A 13995-nucleotide genomic window follows, 5' to 3' on the forward strand; every position below is an offset into this window, starting at 1 on the left:
ACGGGGGACAAGCCCCCCGCGTCCCCGCGCGTACTGGCTAGCCTGGCGGCATGACCAGCGACTTCGCCGATGCCCTCGCCTCCGGCCGCCCGCTCGTGCTCGACGGCGGGCTGTCCAACCAACTGGAGTCGGCCGGGCACGACCTGAGCGACGGACTGTGGTCGGCCCGGCTGCTCGCCGAGGAGCCGGGCGCGATCGCCGAGGCGCATCTCGCCTACTTCGAGGCGGGTGCGGACGTGGCGATCACCTCCAGCTACCAGGCCACCTTCGAGGGCTTCGCCCGGCGCGGCATCGGGCGGGAGCGGGCCGCCGAACTGCTCACTCTCAGCGTGGAGCTGGCCCGGGACGCGGCCCGCCGGGCAGGGGCGGCCCGTCCGCTGTGGGTGGCGGCATCGGCCGGCCCGTACGGGGCGATGCTCGCGGACGGCTCCGAGTACCGCGGCCGGTACGGGCTCGGCGCCGGTGAACTGGAGCGCTTCCACCGGCCGCGCCTCGAGGTGCTGGCCGCCGCACGCCCCGACGTGCTCGCGCTGGAGACGGTCCCCGACACCGACGAGGCGGCGGCACTGCTGCGGGCGGTACGCGGACTGGGCGTGCCGGCCTGGCTGTCGTACACCGTCGCGGGCGACCGGACCCGCGCCGGTCAGCCGCTGGCGGAGGCCTTCGCCCTGGCGGCGGACGCGGAGGAGGTGATCGCGGTGGGCGTGAACTGCTGCGCCCCAGAGGACGTGGCGGGCGCGGTCGAGACCGCGGCCCGGGTCACCGGCAAGCCGGTCGTCGTCTATCCCAACAGCGGGGAGGCGTGGGACGCCCAGGCGCGGGCGTGGCGGGGGAGTTCGTCGTTCGCCCCCGAGCGGGTACGGGACTGGCGGGCGGCCGGTGCCCGGCTGGTCGGCGGGTGCTGCCGGGTGGGCCCTGACACGATCACGTCGATCGCGTCGGCGCTGTCCTCGCCGTGACCGGTGGCCGCGCCCAGGCGGCGCCCACCTCGCACCACACGATCTTGCCGGGGCCCCGCTCCCCCACGCCCCACTTGTCCGCCAGCTCCGACACCAGCAGCAGCCCGCGCCCGCCCTCTCCGGGCTCCCGTTCCTCCGCCTGCGGCATCGCCGGTACGCCGTCCCCGCTGTCGTGCACCTCGACGCGGACGCCGTCACCGTCGCCGTACGGCAGCAGGCGCAGCAGGAAGCCCCGGCCGGGCGGTACGCCGTGCAGCAGGGCGTTGGTCGCCAGTTCGCTGACGCACAGCACGACGTCGTCCGCACGCTCGCGCATGCCCCACTCGGCGAGGGCCTCCCGCGCGAACGCCCGCGCGGCGGGGACCGACCGGCGTTCCCGGCGGTAGAGGCGTTCACGTGGGGACGGGGGTTGAGTTTCCTTGTTCACGTGACGAGGGTCACGCTCCGTGGCCATGATGAGACAGAGCGCGCTGCCGTACGGCCGGTCTGTACGGGTGCGCGACGGTGAACGTACGCGCGCGGGTGGGGAGTTCGACCTCATGGGCACGACGACACGGAGGAACGCCTCCGCGATGAAGATGGTGGGGGCGCTGCTCGCCCTCTACCGCCAGGCGGCCGGACACACGCAGAGGTCGCTGGGCGAGAGGTTCGTCATCGGCGAGCAGCAGATCGCGTCGATCGAGCAGGGCAGACGGCCACTGAAGCCGGACCTCGCCGAGCAGCTCGACGAATTGCTGGGGACGAAGGGGGCGTTGTCCACTGCGTTGAGCAGGATGCCGGAGGTGGATCTGGTTCCGTTGTGGGCGGAGGAGTACATCGACAGGGAGCGGGAGGCCTTCGCGATCTCGTGGTATGAGGGTTTGGCCATTCCCGGTCTGCTGCAAACAGAGGCCTACGCCCAAGCCGTCTTCCGGAGCCGGGTACCGGTCTATGACGACGACTCGATCGCGCAGTTGGTCGCTGGTCGCATCGACCGTCAATCAATTCTTCACCGCAAAGTGCCGCCCACCGTGAGCTTCGTCATCTGGGAGGCCGCGCTGCGAGACCACTTGGGCGGACGCGACGTATACGTCGAGCAGGTGCGGAAGCTGCGGGAGCACGTCGACGTACCTGGAATCACCCTCCAGGTCCTGCCACTCGGCCGAACCTCCCACGCCGGACTCGATGGCCCGTTCATCCTGCTCGAAACACCCGAATACCAGCGGCTCGCCTACATGGAAACTCAGCGGGGCAGCCAGTTGATCGCCGATCCCGATGGGGTGGGGATCCTGACTCAGAAGTATGCGATGCTGCGAACGCAGGCCCTCAACACCGAGGAGACGAGGGCCATGTTGGATCGTCTTCTGGGAGAAGCATGAGCGGCACCGAACTCAAGTGGTTCAAGTCCAGCTACAGCGGAAGCGAAGGCGGCGCCTGCGTAGAAGTCGCCATCCAACCCACCACCATCCACATCCGCGACTCCAAAACAACCGTCGGCGACACCATCACCGTCGAACCAGCCGCCTGGACCGCATTCCTCGCATGGTGACGTCGGCCTGCCACAGGTCGAACTCGGCGTCGCGCGGCCCGAACGCCGTGTGCGGGGCGCCGTCGCCGAAGACCCGCACGGGATGCGTGGCGTCCCACGCCGTCCACCCCGGGTCCCCGGACTCCGCGAACCGCACCCACGCCCCGTGCATCGCGTCGGCCAGCTCCCGCGGAGCCCCCTCGCCCGCGAGCCTGCGCGAATCGGGCGTGTCCCCGGAATCGAAGACGAAGCCCAGTTCCAGGGCGTGGCAGGCGCCGAGGCCGGGCAGGCCGGACGGCCAGGCGAACTCGTAGACGTACGACGATCCCGGCCGCGCGTCGGCCAGGCGGTGCATCGGGATGCGGAGCAGGTGGTCGGTGACCAGCTGACCGACGGTCTCGGCGGCGCCGGCGTGCACGGCGCGGTAGCCGCGTACGACCTCGTTGCCGCAGTGGACGCGGGCGCGCGCACCGGCGAGGGCGACGGCGCCGAGCCGGTCGACGCGTTCGAGGAGGCCGCCGGGTACCAGCCACAGCCGGTACTCGTCGCGGGTCCAGCCCATCAGCAGGTCGACGCCGGGTGCGGCCCCGCCCTCGACGAGCGCCTCCAGCGGATCGCGGGGAAGCACGTCCCCGTCGACGACGATGCCGAAGGCAGGTCCGCCGAGTACGGGGCTGCTGAGCCTGCCCACCTCGGCCTGGGCGCGCAGCAGCTGGTCGCGGTCGGCGGCGGCGAAGGCCTCGGCGGTGGCGGGGATCTTGAGGCGGGAGGCCATGCGGCGGACCATCCGCCGCACCTTGTCGCGGTCGGCGGCCTCCGGGGCACCGCTCTGCAGCACGGCCCGCCGGAAGAGGCCGTGGGCCCGCGGGGCGGCGAGGAGGGCGCCGGTGCTGATGGCTCCGGCGGACTGCCCGGCGAGGGTGACCCGGTCGGGGTCGCCGCCGAAGGCCGCGATCGACTCGTGCACCCACTTCAGGGCGGCGAGCTGGTCGCGCAGGCCGGCGTTGGCGGGGGCGTCGGGGAACAGTCCGTAGCCCTCGACGCCCAGCCGGTAGTTGACCGACACGCAGACCACGCCGTCCCGGGCGAAGGTGCGGCCGTCGTAGACGGGTACGGCGGAGGAGCCCCTGGTGAGGGCGCCGCCGTGCAGCCAGACCAGGACCGGCAGGCGGGCGCCGGGGCCCGGCTCGGGGGTCCACACGTTGAGGTTGAGGCAGTCGTCGCCGGGGATCGCCGGGTCGGAGAGGTACTGGGCGAAGGCCTCGGAGTACGGCGGTTTCGGCGCCGTGGGGCCGAAGGAGCCGGCGTCGCGTACTCCGTCCCAGGGCTCGGGCGGCACAGGCGGCCGGAACCGGCGGGGTCCGAAGGGGGGCGCCGCGTACTGGATGCCCCGGAACACGGCGATGCCGTGCTCGTATCTGCCGCGTACGGCCCCGTGCGGCGTACCGACCACGGGGTTCGCCCGGTCTGCCATCACGCGCTCACCAGCCCTTCGCCGCACTGATGCACTGCGCATGTCATAGCGGCGCGGCGAGCCGATCTATTCCGGAGATCCGCTCCGCACGTCCCGCTGTGCGCGACTGAGGGACAATGGAGGACACGCACGCCCGCCATGCGCTGCCGAGGAGGCCGTCGTGACCGTCGACCCTCACCGCCCGAGCCGGCCCGCCCCCGTGAGGATCGCGGAGGCCGACGGGCAGCACGCCGTGCTGGCGTTCTCCGGCGACCTGGACTCCCACGGGCTGCGCGTACTGGAGGAACTCCTCCTCGACCACCGTCTGCGGGAGCCGGGCACGTGGACGCTGGAGATGAGCGACCTGCACCACATCGACCTGGCCTGCGCCTACGCGCTGCTGCGCGCGGTCACCCGGGCCCCGGAACCGGCCGCCATCACCGTCCGCGGGGCCCGCCCGGCCGTGCACCGGACCCTGCGGCACGCCGGTCTCGACACCGTCGCCACCTTCGAGGAGTAACGCGCCCCGGCCCCCTGACTTGCCTTCCAGGAAAGTCGAGGATAACTTTCCCAGCGGGAAAGTAGAGTCCGTCATGGGGAGGGGATGGTCGTGAGCACGCCGGTGGACGCCGAACAGGCGTGGAGGGACCTGCAGCGCATCCGGGTGCCGCAGGAGCGCGTGTACGACGAGTTCGAGCGGACCACGTCCGGCCGTCCGTGGACCAACTACGTCACGGCCGCGATCATGTGGGTCTTCCTGGCCGTACTGGGCCTGGATCTGCCCCGGTGGGGTGTCTGGCTGGTCCTCGCCGCGTACGTCGGGCTGCTGAGCGCGCTGGCCGTGGTGCACAGCCGCAGGAGCCGGATGCGACTGCACCACTCCCGCTCCAACTGGCGGATGCTCGCCGCGTTCGTCGCGGCCGCGGTGGTGACCGCCGGGACCGTCGTACTGTCCGGCCGCCTGCTCGAACCACTGGACCCGATGTTCTCCGGCCTCGTCCAGGCCACCGTCTCGGCGGCCGTGTTCCTGGTCTTCGTCGGGCCGACGAACCGCTGGGCGGCGGGCTCGCTGCGGGGCAGCGGCGAACGGGCGGCCCGCGAGGGGGCCGGGCGATGAGCATTCCCGCCGGCTTCGACGAGCTGATCCATCCCGCCACCCGGCTGTCGGTGGTCGCGCTGCTCGCCACCACCGAGTGGGCGGACTTCGCGTTCGTCCGCGACAGCCTCTCGCTCAGCGACTCGGCGCTCTCCAAACAACTGCACACCCTGGGAGAGGCCGGATACCTGGAGATCCACAAGGAGGGCGGCGGCCGCAAGCGGCGCACGAAGGTACGGCTGACCGACCGCGGCCGCACCGCCTTCGAGGGGCATGTGGCGGCGCTCCGGGCGATCGTCGAGGGCGCCGGGCCCACGACGGCGGCCGAGGAGGCACCACAGCCACAGCGGCAGCACCACTCGGAGGCAGCACGATGACGCGGTTCGAGCACTCGCCCGCCCAGCCCGTGATCCAGGTGCGCGACCTGACCATGGCGTACGGGGCCGTCGACGTCCTCCACGGCATCGATCTCGACGTCCACCGCGGCGAGGTCTTCGCCCTGCTCGGGCCCAACGGCGCCGGCAAGACCACCACCGTCGAGATCCTGGAGGGCTTCCGGCAGCGCTCCGCCGGCGAGGTCCGCGTCCTCGGCGCGGACCCGGAGCGGGGCGACGACACCTGGCGCGGCCGTATCGGCCTGGTCCTGCAATCATGGCGCGACCACCCCCGCTGGCGGGTCGCCGAGCTGCTGACGCACTTCGCGACGTACTACCCCGACCCGCGCGACCCGGCCGAACTGCTGGCCCTGGTCGGCCTCACCGACCAGGCCGACCGGCAGGTGAACCGGCTGTCCGGCGGCCAACGCCGGCGGCTGGACGTCGCGCTCGGCATCGTCGGCCGCCCCGAACTCCTCTTCCTGGACGAGCCGACCACCGGCTTCGACCCCGAGGCACGGCGCGAGTTCCACCTCCTGGTCGAACGGCTGGCCCGCGACGAAGGCGTCACCGTCCTGCTCACCACCCACGACCTGGTGGAGGCCGAGCGGCTCGCCGACCGGATCGCGATGCTGGTCGGCGGCCGGATCCGGGCCTGCGGCACCCCGTCGGAGCTGGCCCGTCGGGCCGCCGCCCGGGCCGAGGTCCGCTGGACGGCCGACGACGGGACGCCCCGCCGCGAACGCACCGACGACCCCTCACAACTGGTCTGGGAGCTCCACCGGAACGCGGACGGCCCGATCACCGACCTGGAGGTCCGCCGCCCGACGCTGGAGGACACCTATCTGCACATGGTGCACCGGGCGGCCGACGGCACGGACGAGGCCGCGGACCGGGAGGCACGGGCCGCATGAGGGGGACACACATGACGAACGAGACGAGTACGGCCGACAAGGCGGAGATGACGGACGAGACGCCCGGAGGGACGAAGCGGCCGGGCCGCCCCGCCCGCCACCACTGGCGGGCCGGCCTCCTCCGCGGCGGCATCGAGCTGCGGCACCTCCTGCGCAACCCCAAGGAGATGTCCGGCCACCTGAGCAACGTGGTCGTCGCACTGCTGATCGCCGCCTACATCAGCGACGACGTGCCCGGCACCCACACCCCGATGGCCCACCTGGTACTCGCCGGCTTCGCCGCCTACCTGCTGTTCCAGATCGGGCTGATCAACCTCCCGCAGATTCTCGTGACCGAGCGGGAGGAGGGCGCCCTGCTGCGACTGCGCGCGACGCCCGGCGGAATACCGGCCTACCTCATCGCCAAGTGCCTGCTGGTGGTCGTCATGGCGGCCGGCACCCTGGCCCTGCTCCTGGCTGCCGCGGCGCTGCTGGTGGACGGGCCGCTGCCGCGCGGGCCGGGCGACTGGCTGACACTGCTGTGGGTCACCACGCTCGGGCTGCTCGCCGTCGTGCCGCTGGGCGCGGCCATCGGCGCCGTGCTGCCCAACCCGCGCGAGGCGCTGGCGTTGATCATGCTGCCCACGATGGCGCTGCTGTTCACCTCCGGAGCGGTCTTCCCGATCACCTCGCTGCCCGTGCCGGTCCAGCAGGTCGCCTCGGTCTTCCCGCTCAAGTGGATGGCGCAGGGGCTTCGTTCGGCGCTGCTGCCGGACTCCGCACGGGCCGCCGAGGTCGCGGGCTCCTGGGAGCTGCCCATGGTCGCCCTGGTACTGGCCGCCTGGACGGTCCTCGGGTTCCTGCTCGCCGTACCCCTCCTGCGCCGCGCGGCCCGCCGCGAGTCCGGCTCCCGCCTGACCGCGCGCCACCGCAGGGCCGCACGGAGCGGGGCGATGTCCGTCTAGGGCCTGGCCGCCCAGTCGATGCCGCCCCGCAGATGGGCGCGGAAGTCCGGGTCGGTGTAGGCGTCGGCGGCGTGGCCGAGGGCCGTGTAGAAGACGCGGCCCGCGCCCTGGTCGCGGCACCAGACCAGTGGATGGTCGGCGCCCATGCCGCCGCCCTCGTACGACGACTCGTCGGCGCGGGCGAGGACCCGGACCGCGCCGCGCGGGTTGGTGCGGAAGTCGTACCACTCGTCCGTGAACTCCCAGACGGCGGGCAGGTCCCGGGTCGCGGGGTGGTCGCGGTCCTCGACGAGCACCCGGCCCGGCTGGTGGGCGGGGTGCCGGTCGAAGCGGGCGCCGAGCAGTTCGCCGTAGTACGGCCAGTCGTCCTCGGTGCAGGCCGCCGCGTGGACACCGACGAAGCCGCCGCCCGACTCGACGTACTCGGCGAGCCGGGTGCGCCCGGCCGGGGTGAGCACCTCGCCGCTGGTGGAGAGGAAGACGACGGCGGCGTAGGCGTCGAGGGGCCCCTCGAGGACGGCCGGGTCCTCGGTGTGGTCGGCCTCGAACTCCCCCAGCGTCCCCACGGCGTCGACCGCTTCCGGGATGGAGTCGTGGCGGTAGGCGGTGGTACGCGTGTAGAGGAGCAGTCGGGGGGCCATGGCGCCGACCCTAGACGGCCGGACCGGGCGGTGGGACCGGGTCAGCCGCCCACGTCCACGTTGTTGTCGGGTGCCCCGTCGCCGAACGAGGGCAGGTCGCCGCGCTCCACCGGTGCGCTGGGCGCGGGTTCGGCGGAGGGCAGGAGGGCGGCGGCCTCGGAGGCGTCGGGGCGGTGGGCGCCCAGGGCTGCCTCGCGCAGGACGTCGCGCGGTACGGCGTCCGCCTCGGCGGAGACGCGCACGACATGGCCCTCCTCGGGCACGGCGTACTCGTGTCGTCCGGCGCCGGTGCGGTACCAGACGTCGCCGTCCCGCTCGCACGCCGTGCGCTCGCCGGACATGTCGCCGACCGGCTGCTCGGGGCAGGTGCCGTCGGTGATCGAGCCCCGGTCGACGGAGAGACGCAGGTGGGCGCCGGTCTCGCGGGAGACCCAGGTGGCGGAGAACCCGTCGTCGCCGAGTACGCCGACGGACTGCTGGGCCAGGGTGAAACCGGGGGCTTCGGTGACGTAGACCAGCTCGGGCGCCACGCCCAGCGCCTGTGCGCGGGCGTCGAGTTCACCCTGGTCGGCGGCCTCGGTCACGCTTGCGGTGGGGCCGGCCGCGGGGTCGGCGTCGGCCTTCTCGGAGCCGCAGGCGGTGAGCAGCAGCGGGGCCAGCAGCAGCACCGGCAGGACGCGCGTGGGACGAATCATGCGGCCATCCTGCCGCACAGGTGTTCCACAGCAGGGCCGGGCCGCCTACGCTCGGCCGCGATGAACGCCCTTCCCGCCCTGCTGGACCACCTGGTCCTGGCGACCCCCGATCTCGCGGCGACCGTCGCCGACTTCACCCGGCGCACCGGTGTCGCCCCCGCGCCCGGCGGTTCGCACCTCGGCTCGGGCACCCGCAACCACTTGGTCGGGCTGGGCGGCACCGGCTACCTGGAGATCATCGGCCCCGACCCGGAGCAGTCCCCGCCGGACGGCCCGCGCCCCTCGTGGCTCGAGCGGCTCACCGCCCCGCGGTTCGTGTCCTGGGCGATCCGCCCGCCCGACCTGGACGCGGCCGTGCTGGCGGCCCGGGCGCGCGGCCACGACCCCGGCGCGGTACGCCCGATGAGCCGCCGCCGGCCCGACGGTACGCTCCTGGAGTGGCGCCTGACCGACGGCGTCCACCCTTCCGGCCTGGTGCCCTTCCTCATCGACTGGGGCACCACGCCCCACCCCTCGGCGGGCCTGCCCGTCACTCCCCTGCTGGCCCTCACCGCGACCGCGCCCGACCCTGCCGGGATCCGCCCACCGCTGTCCGCGCTCGGCACGGCGCTCCCGCTCACCACCGGTCCGACGGGCCTGTGCTGCACGGTGGACACGCCGCGGGGGCCGGTGTCGCTGGGCCCGCCGTGAGGCGGCCGGGACGGGACCGTCGCTCCAGGGTCAGGGTCGGTGCGCCGCTGCGTCCTTCGTCAGCTGGACGGCCGAGAGCAGGCTGAGGCCGGGTGCCGCCTCGCGGAGGACCTTGACGGCCTGCACGGAGTCCGCGGGGCCCTGGTAACCGGCCATGGCGAAGCGCTCGTGGACCCAGCGGGCGCGCAGCTCCGCGTCGGAGGCCGCGGCGGCCCGCTCGACCAGGGCGGCGGCGTTTTCCAGCCCGGGCCGCTGCTCGGGCGTCGCCTCGGCGAGCGCCTGACGGATGCCGTGGGCGATGACGTCCGCGTCGCGCAGGACGAGGACGTTGAGTTCCGGTTGTCTGCCGCGTCCGAACATGGAGCCATGGTCGTTGCCGTGACCTGTGCGGTTCAAGTGACTTGAGGGGCTTCTGAGGCAAGGCCCCTCCCGGCGGCCCTTCCGGACCCGTTCCCGCGTGTCCGATTCCTTCAAGACCGGGCCGCCGGGCCCTGCCTACGGTGACCCCATGACCGCACGATTCAACGCCATCGGCCTCGTCGTCTCCGACATGGCCGCGTCCGTGACCTTCTACCGCCGGCTCGGTTTCGCGTTCCCCGAGGACGCCGGGGACCAGCCGCACGCCGAGGCCGAGCTGCCGGGCGGGATCCGGCTGCTGCTCGACACCGAGGAGACCGTCCGCTCCTTCCACCCCGGATGGCAGCCGCCGGCCGGCGGCGGGCGGCACTCGCTCGCCCTGCTGTGCGACACACCCGCCGAGGTCGACGCGCTCTACGACGAGCTGACCGGCGCCGGGTGCCACGGCGAACTCAAGCCCTGGGACGCCGTCTGGGGGCAGCGCTACGCCGTCGTGAACGACCCGGACGGCCACGGCGTCGACCTGTTCGCGCCGCTATCCACGCCGGCCGAGTAGTTCCCCGGGTGACACGCCCGCCAACCGCCGCACGTCCCGCGTCAGATGGGCCTGGTCCGCGTAACCGGACCGGACGGCCGTCTCGGCGAGGGGCGTGCCGGCCCGGGCCAGGGCGAGGGCGCGCTGCAACCGCAGTACGCGGGCCAGCGTCTTGGGTCCGTAACCGAAGGCGGCCAGGGAGCGGCGGTGCAACCGGCGGGCTCCGATGCCGAGTTCGTCGGCGGTGTCGGCCACCGGGCGGCCGGCGTCGAGGGCGGTCACGATCCGGCGCAGCATCGGGTCGGCGGGCTCGGTGTCGGCCGCCCGGGACAGCGCCGCCTCCTCCAGGCCGCTCGCCGGGTCGCGGGCCGCGTTCACCCGCGCGGTCAGCCGCCGCACCCGGGGGGCCGGCCAGAGGTCGGCGAGTTCGACGCGCCGGTCGCGCAGTTCGTGGGCGGGGACGCCGAGGAGGGCGGGCGCGGTGCCGGGGTAGAAGCGGACGCCCGCCCAGGGGCCGGGGGCGCCCTCGGTGACGTGGGCGCGGGTGTCGGGGCCCGCGACGAGCAGCCGGCCGTCGTACCAGAGCAGGTCCATGCAGCCGTCGGGCAGGACACGCCCCGGGCCGCCGGGTGCGGTCGGGGTGTTGGTCCACACCACCGCGCCGGTCAGCCGGGACGCCCGTTCCGCGTACACGCCTGCCAGGCTACGCCGGTGTCCGGTGCTCCTGCGGGCTGACGCCGTACACCCGCTTGAAGGCGGTGGACAGGGCGAACGCACTGCCGTAACCGACCTGGCGGGCGATCGCGCCGAGCGTGTCCTCGGTGTCGCGCAGCCGGTCGGCGGCGAGGGCGAGGCGCCAGCCGGTGAGATACCCCATCGGGGGTTCGCCCACCAGGTCGGTGAAGCGCCGGGCGAGCGCGGCGCGGGAGACCCCGGCCTCGGCGGCGAGCGACGCCACCGTCCAGGGGCGCGCCGGGTCGTCCTGAATGAGCCGCAGCGCCCGGCCGACGACCGGATCGCCCAGCGCCCGGTACCAGGCGGGCGGCTCGGCCCGCGGACCGGCGAACCAGGCCCGTAGCGCGGCGATGACCAGCAGGTCGAGGAGCCGGTCCAGGACGACCTCCTGCCCCGGCTCGTCCCGCGTGACCTCCGTCGTCAGCAGGGGCGTCAGCGGGCAGTCCCACTGGTCGGAGGTGAGGGACAGCAGCGGCGGCAGGGCGTCCAGCAACCGGCCGCCGATCTCGCCCCGGACCAGGTAGGTGCCGATCAGCAGCACCGCGCCGCCGTCGGGGCGGTCGCCCCAGGTGCGCACGCCGAGGTCCATCGAGCCGTTGAGGGGTCGTCCGTCGGGGTAGCTGCACACGCCGCCCGGAAGGATCACCGCCTGCGGCGGGGTACCGGGGTCGTCGGCGCAGGTGTACGGGTCGGGGCCGCGCGCGATGGCGAGGTCGCCGGCCCGCAGCCGCAGCCGCTCGCCCGTGTCCGGGACGATCCAGGCGTCGCCGCGGACCATCAGCATCACCGTCAGCGGCGCCCGGTCCTCGATGCGCACGGCCCACGGCGGGTCGAAACAGGCGCGGATCATGAACGCGCCCCGGGCGCGGGGGCCCTCCAGCAGACCGGCGAGTGCGTCCATGGCGTCCCAGCGTAGACGCACGCGTATGGGAACGAGCCGTTCGGCGATGGGAACGTACGGCGCCCGGCAGTTGACTGAAGCCATGACAGCCATGACAGCCATGACAGCCACAGCAGACACGGCAGGCATGAATATCCAAGACAACATGACGGTCGTCGTGACGGGGGCGTCCGGTCGCACCGGGCGGCGGGTGGCCGAGGCGGCGCGGGCGGCCGGGCTGACCGTGCGGGCGGCGTCCCGGGCGACCGGCTTCGACTGGCGGGACCGGTCGACCTGGGCGGACGTCCTGCGCGGCGCCGACGCGGCCTATCTGGCCCACCCCACCGACGTCGGCGCCCCCGACGCCGCCGGGGCGGTCGGGGCACTGGCGCGGGAGGCGGCCGGGCTCGGCGTGCGGCGGCTGGTGCTGCTGTCGGCGCGCGGCGAGGAGCAGGCGCGGCCCACCGAGGAGGCGCTGGCCGGGGCGGGCGCGGACTGGACGGTCGTACGGGCCGCGTGGTTCGCGCAGAACTTCAGCGAGGGGCCGCTGGTGGCGGAGCTGCGGCAGCGCGGGGAGCTGGTGTTCCCGGCCGGTGACGAGGCCCGGGAGCCGTTCGTGGACCTGCGGGACGTCGCGGACGTGGTGGTGGCGGCGCTGACCTCCGGCGACCGGTACGCCGGGCGGGTGCTGGAGGTCTCGGGGCCGCGGCTGCTGACCTTCGGGGAGGCGGTCGCCGAGATCGCGAAGGAGACGGGTCACGCGCTGACGTACCGGGCCGTGTCGCCGCACGAGTACGGCGAGACCCTGGCCGGGTTCGGGGTGCCCGAGCAGGAGGTCGCGTTCCTCGTGGAGCTGTTCGGCGCCCTGCTCGACGGCCGCAACGCGCATCTGTCGGACGGTGTCCAGCAGGTGCTGGGCCGTGCGCCGAGGGACTTCGGGGACTTCGTGCGGGAGGGCGCGGCGGCGGGGGCCTGGGCCCCGGGCCCGTCCGGCCGGTCCTAGGAGGGCGGGGAGGGCGGTCCGGTTACGAGGCCTCGGGCTTGTTGTGGTTGGCGGGCGGCGTGTTCTTCACGTGGGTGCGCAGGCGGGACGTGACGTCCTCCGGGGGCAGGAAGCGGGACCAGCGTTCCGGGAACTCGGAGGGCATGTCGGGGTCCGCCTCGCCGTTCGCGGCGGTGCGGGCCACGTACTCGGCGACCTGGGCCTGGCGCAGCCGCTCGTTGGCCTCACGGGCGGCCGCGGTGGCGGCGGCCGGCCAGACCCGGTCGATGGCCGCGTTGACCGCGGCTCCGACGAGCACGGCGAACGCGGACACGCCGATCCACAGCAGCACGGCGACGGGCGCGGCCAGCGAGCCGTAGATGGTGGGGCCCTCGACGGTGTTGGTGAGGTAGATGCGCAGCAGGAAGCTGCCGAGCACCCACATGCCGAGGGCGACCAGCGCGCCGGGCACGTCCTCGATCCACGGTGACCGTACGGGCACGGAGACGTGGTACAGCGTGGTCAGGAACACGATGGACAGGATGATGACGACCGGCCAGTAGAGCACCTGGACGACCGTCGTCGACCAGGGCACGATCCGCACCACCGCGTCCGGACCGGCCACCATCAGCGGCAGCGCGATCGACCCGATGAGCAGGGCCACCAGGAACAGCAGGAAGGCCATCAGGCGGGTCTTGACGATCCCCCGGACGCCGTCCAGGCCGTACATCACGGTGATGGTGTCGATGAAGACGTTCACCGCGCGGGAGCCCGACCACAGGGCGAACAGGAAGCCGATGGAGATGACGTCGGGCCGGCCGCCCTTCATCACGTCGTCCAGGATGGGCTCGGTGATCTGCTGGACGCCCTTCTCGGAGAGCACCGCGCGGGAGGCGTCCAGGATGTTGGTGCGCAGGCTCTCGGTGGTGTCGGCGCCGATCCAGGAGTCGACGTAGCCGAGCAGGCCGAGGAGGCTCAGCAGTAGGGGCGGCACCGAGAGCAGGGTGAAGAACGCGGCCTCGGCGGCCAGACCGAGGATGCGGTACTCCATGCACGAGTTGACCGTGTCCTTGAGCAGCAGCCAGGCGGTCCTGCGTTTGGAGACGTTCCGGTACAGGACCCGGGCGCGATGGAGCCGGCCGGAGGGCCGTTCGGGGGATTCACTTGCTGGCTGCACGACCTAAAGGTATCCGTCGCCGGGGGTCCCACTCATCCACTGACGCCCTCCTGCCG

19 protein-coding genes are annotated in these 13995 nt (G+C 73.6%); 11 read left to right on the forward strand and 8 right to left on the reverse strand.

Features of this window, described 5'->3' with window-relative positions; translation table 11 throughout:
* Positions 1-50: 50 nt before the first annotated feature.
* Positions 51-959 (forward strand): homocysteine S-methyltransferase, encoded by a 909-nt coding sequence (gene mmuM, locus RI578_RS08060; protein ID WP_310870455.1) that lies wholly within the window; start codon positions 51-53, stop codon positions 957-959.
* Here the strand turns inward: mmuM and RI578_RS08065 are convergent.
* Positions 925-1386, reverse strand: coding sequence for an ATP-binding protein (locus RI578_RS08065; RefSeq protein ID WP_310870456.1), 462 nt, complete (start codon positions 1384-1386; stop codon positions 925-927). The genes mmuM and RI578_RS08065 overlap by 35 nt on opposite strands.
* Positions 1387-1414: 28 nt before the next feature.
* On the opposite strand from RI578_RS08065, the gene RI578_RS08070 reads away from it, so the two are divergent.
* On the forward strand, positions 1415-2317 hold the full coding sequence (locus RI578_RS08070; protein ID WP_310875703.1) for a helix-turn-helix transcriptional regulator: 903 nt from the start codon (positions 1415-1417) through the stop codon (positions 2315-2317).
* Positions 2314-2487, forward strand: coding sequence for a DUF397 domain-containing protein (locus RI578_RS08075; protein ID WP_079160081.1), 174 nt, complete (start codon positions 2314-2316; stop codon positions 2485-2487). The genes RI578_RS08070 and RI578_RS08075 overlap by 4 nt, the downstream gene beginning before the upstream one ends.
* Here the strand turns inward: RI578_RS08075 and RI578_RS08080 are convergent.
* The gene (locus tag RI578_RS08080; protein ID WP_310870457.1) at positions 2444-3940 is read right to left on the reverse strand and encodes a carboxylesterase family protein; all 1497 of its coding nucleotides are present in this window, start codon (positions 3938-3940) and stop codon (positions 2444-2446) included. The two genes, RI578_RS08075 and RI578_RS08080, sit on opposite strands and share 44 nt — an antisense overlap.
* 160 nt (positions 3941-4100) lie before the next feature.
* On the opposite strand from RI578_RS08080, the gene RI578_RS08085 reads away from it, so the two are divergent.
* The 5 genes from RI578_RS08085 to RI578_RS08105 all read left to right on the forward strand — a co-directional run bounded on the left by RI578_RS08085 (position 4101) and on the right by RI578_RS08105 (position 7247).
* Positions 4101-4439 (forward strand): STAS domain-containing protein, encoded by a 339-nt coding sequence (locus RI578_RS08085; RefSeq protein ID WP_310870458.1) that lies wholly within the window; start codon positions 4101-4103, stop codon positions 4437-4439.
* Positions 4440-4523: 84 nt separating this feature from the next.
* On the forward strand, positions 4524-5036 hold the full coding sequence (locus tag RI578_RS08090; RefSeq protein WP_310870459.1) for a hypothetical protein: 513 nt from the start codon (positions 4524-4526) through the stop codon (positions 5034-5036).
* Positions 5033-5392 (forward strand): transcriptional regulator, encoded by a 360-nt coding sequence (locus tag RI578_RS08095; RefSeq protein WP_310870460.1) that lies wholly within the window; start codon positions 5033-5035, stop codon positions 5390-5392. The genes RI578_RS08090 and RI578_RS08095 overlap by 4 nt, the downstream gene beginning before the upstream one ends.
* Positions 5389-6303: an ABC transporter ATP-binding protein gene (locus tag RI578_RS08100; protein ID WP_310870461.1), complete on the forward strand. Its 915-nt coding sequence runs from the start codon at positions 5389-5391 to the stop codon at positions 6301-6303. Before RI578_RS08095 ends, RI578_RS08100 begins: the two co-directional genes overlap by 4 nt.
* Positions 6304-6350: 47 nt before the next feature.
* A complete protein-coding gene (locus RI578_RS08105; RefSeq protein ID WP_310875704.1) occupies positions 6351-7247 on the forward strand; it encodes an ABC transporter permease in 897 nt (298 codons plus the stop codon).
* Here the strand turns inward: RI578_RS08105 and RI578_RS08110 are convergent.
* On the reverse strand, positions 7244-7888 hold the full coding sequence (locus RI578_RS08110; RefSeq protein ID WP_310870462.1) for a ThuA domain-containing protein: 645 nt from the start codon (positions 7886-7888) through the stop codon (positions 7244-7246). The genes RI578_RS08105 and RI578_RS08110 overlap by 4 nt on opposite strands.
* Positions 7889-7929: 41 nt before the next feature.
* Positions 7930-8583 carry a hypothetical protein gene (locus tag RI578_RS08115; RefSeq protein WP_310870463.1) on the reverse strand — a complete coding sequence of 218 codons (654 nt, stop codon included), beginning with the start codon at positions 8581-8583 and terminating at the stop codon, positions 7930-7932.
* A 60-nt stretch (positions 8584-8643) separates the two neighbouring features.
* On the opposite strand from RI578_RS08115, the gene RI578_RS08120 reads away from it, so the two are divergent.
* A complete protein-coding gene (locus RI578_RS08120) occupies positions 8644-9273 on the forward strand; it encodes a VOC family protein (protein WP_310870464.1) in 630 nt (209 codons plus the stop codon).
* 30 nt (positions 9274-9303) lie between these two features.
* Here the strand turns inward: RI578_RS08120 and RI578_RS08125 are convergent, their stop codons facing one another.
* Positions 9304-9633 carry a hypothetical protein gene (locus tag RI578_RS08125; RefSeq protein ID WP_310870465.1) on the reverse strand — a complete coding sequence of 110 codons (330 nt, stop codon included), beginning with the start codon at positions 9631-9633 and terminating at the stop codon, positions 9304-9306.
* A 148-nt stretch (positions 9634-9781) separates the two neighbouring features.
* On the opposite strand from RI578_RS08125, the gene RI578_RS08130 reads away from it, so the two are divergent.
* Positions 9782-10186 (forward strand): VOC family protein, encoded by a 405-nt coding sequence (locus tag RI578_RS08130; protein WP_310870466.1) that lies wholly within the window; start codon positions 9782-9784, stop codon positions 10184-10186.
* On the opposite strand, the gene RI578_RS08135 is transcribed toward RI578_RS08130, so the two are convergent.
* Positions 10166-10858 (reverse strand): helix-turn-helix transcriptional regulator, encoded by a 693-nt coding sequence (locus RI578_RS08135; protein ID WP_310870467.1) that lies wholly within the window; start codon positions 10856-10858, stop codon positions 10166-10168. The genes RI578_RS08130 and RI578_RS08135 overlap by 21 nt on opposite strands.
* A gap of 10 nt (positions 10859-10868) precedes the next feature.
* Entirely contained in the window at positions 10869-11801 is a 933-nt protein-coding gene (locus tag RI578_RS08140; protein WP_310870468.1) for an AraC family transcriptional regulator, read from the reverse strand.
* Between the two features lie 127 nt (positions 11802-11928).
* Here RI578_RS08140 and RI578_RS08145 point away from each other — a divergent pair, with 127 nt between their 5' ends.
* On the forward strand, positions 11929-12783 hold the full coding sequence (locus tag RI578_RS08145; protein ID WP_310870469.1) for an NmrA family transcriptional regulator: 855 nt from the start codon (positions 11929-11931) through the stop codon (positions 12781-12783).
* A gap of 22 nt (positions 12784-12805) precedes the next feature.
* Here RI578_RS08145 and RI578_RS08150 read toward each other — a convergent pair whose 3' ends face one another.
* Positions 12806-13939 (reverse strand): YihY/virulence factor BrkB family protein, encoded by a 1134-nt coding sequence (locus RI578_RS08150; protein WP_310870470.1) that lies wholly within the window; start codon positions 13937-13939, stop codon positions 12806-12808.
* Positions 13940-13995: the final 56 nt, after the last annotated feature.

The organism is Streptomyces sp. BB1-1-1 (genome assembly GCF_031597775.1).
Lineage (GTDB): Bacteria > Actinomycetota > Actinomycetes > Streptomycetales > Streptomycetaceae > Streptomyces > Streptomyces thinghirensis.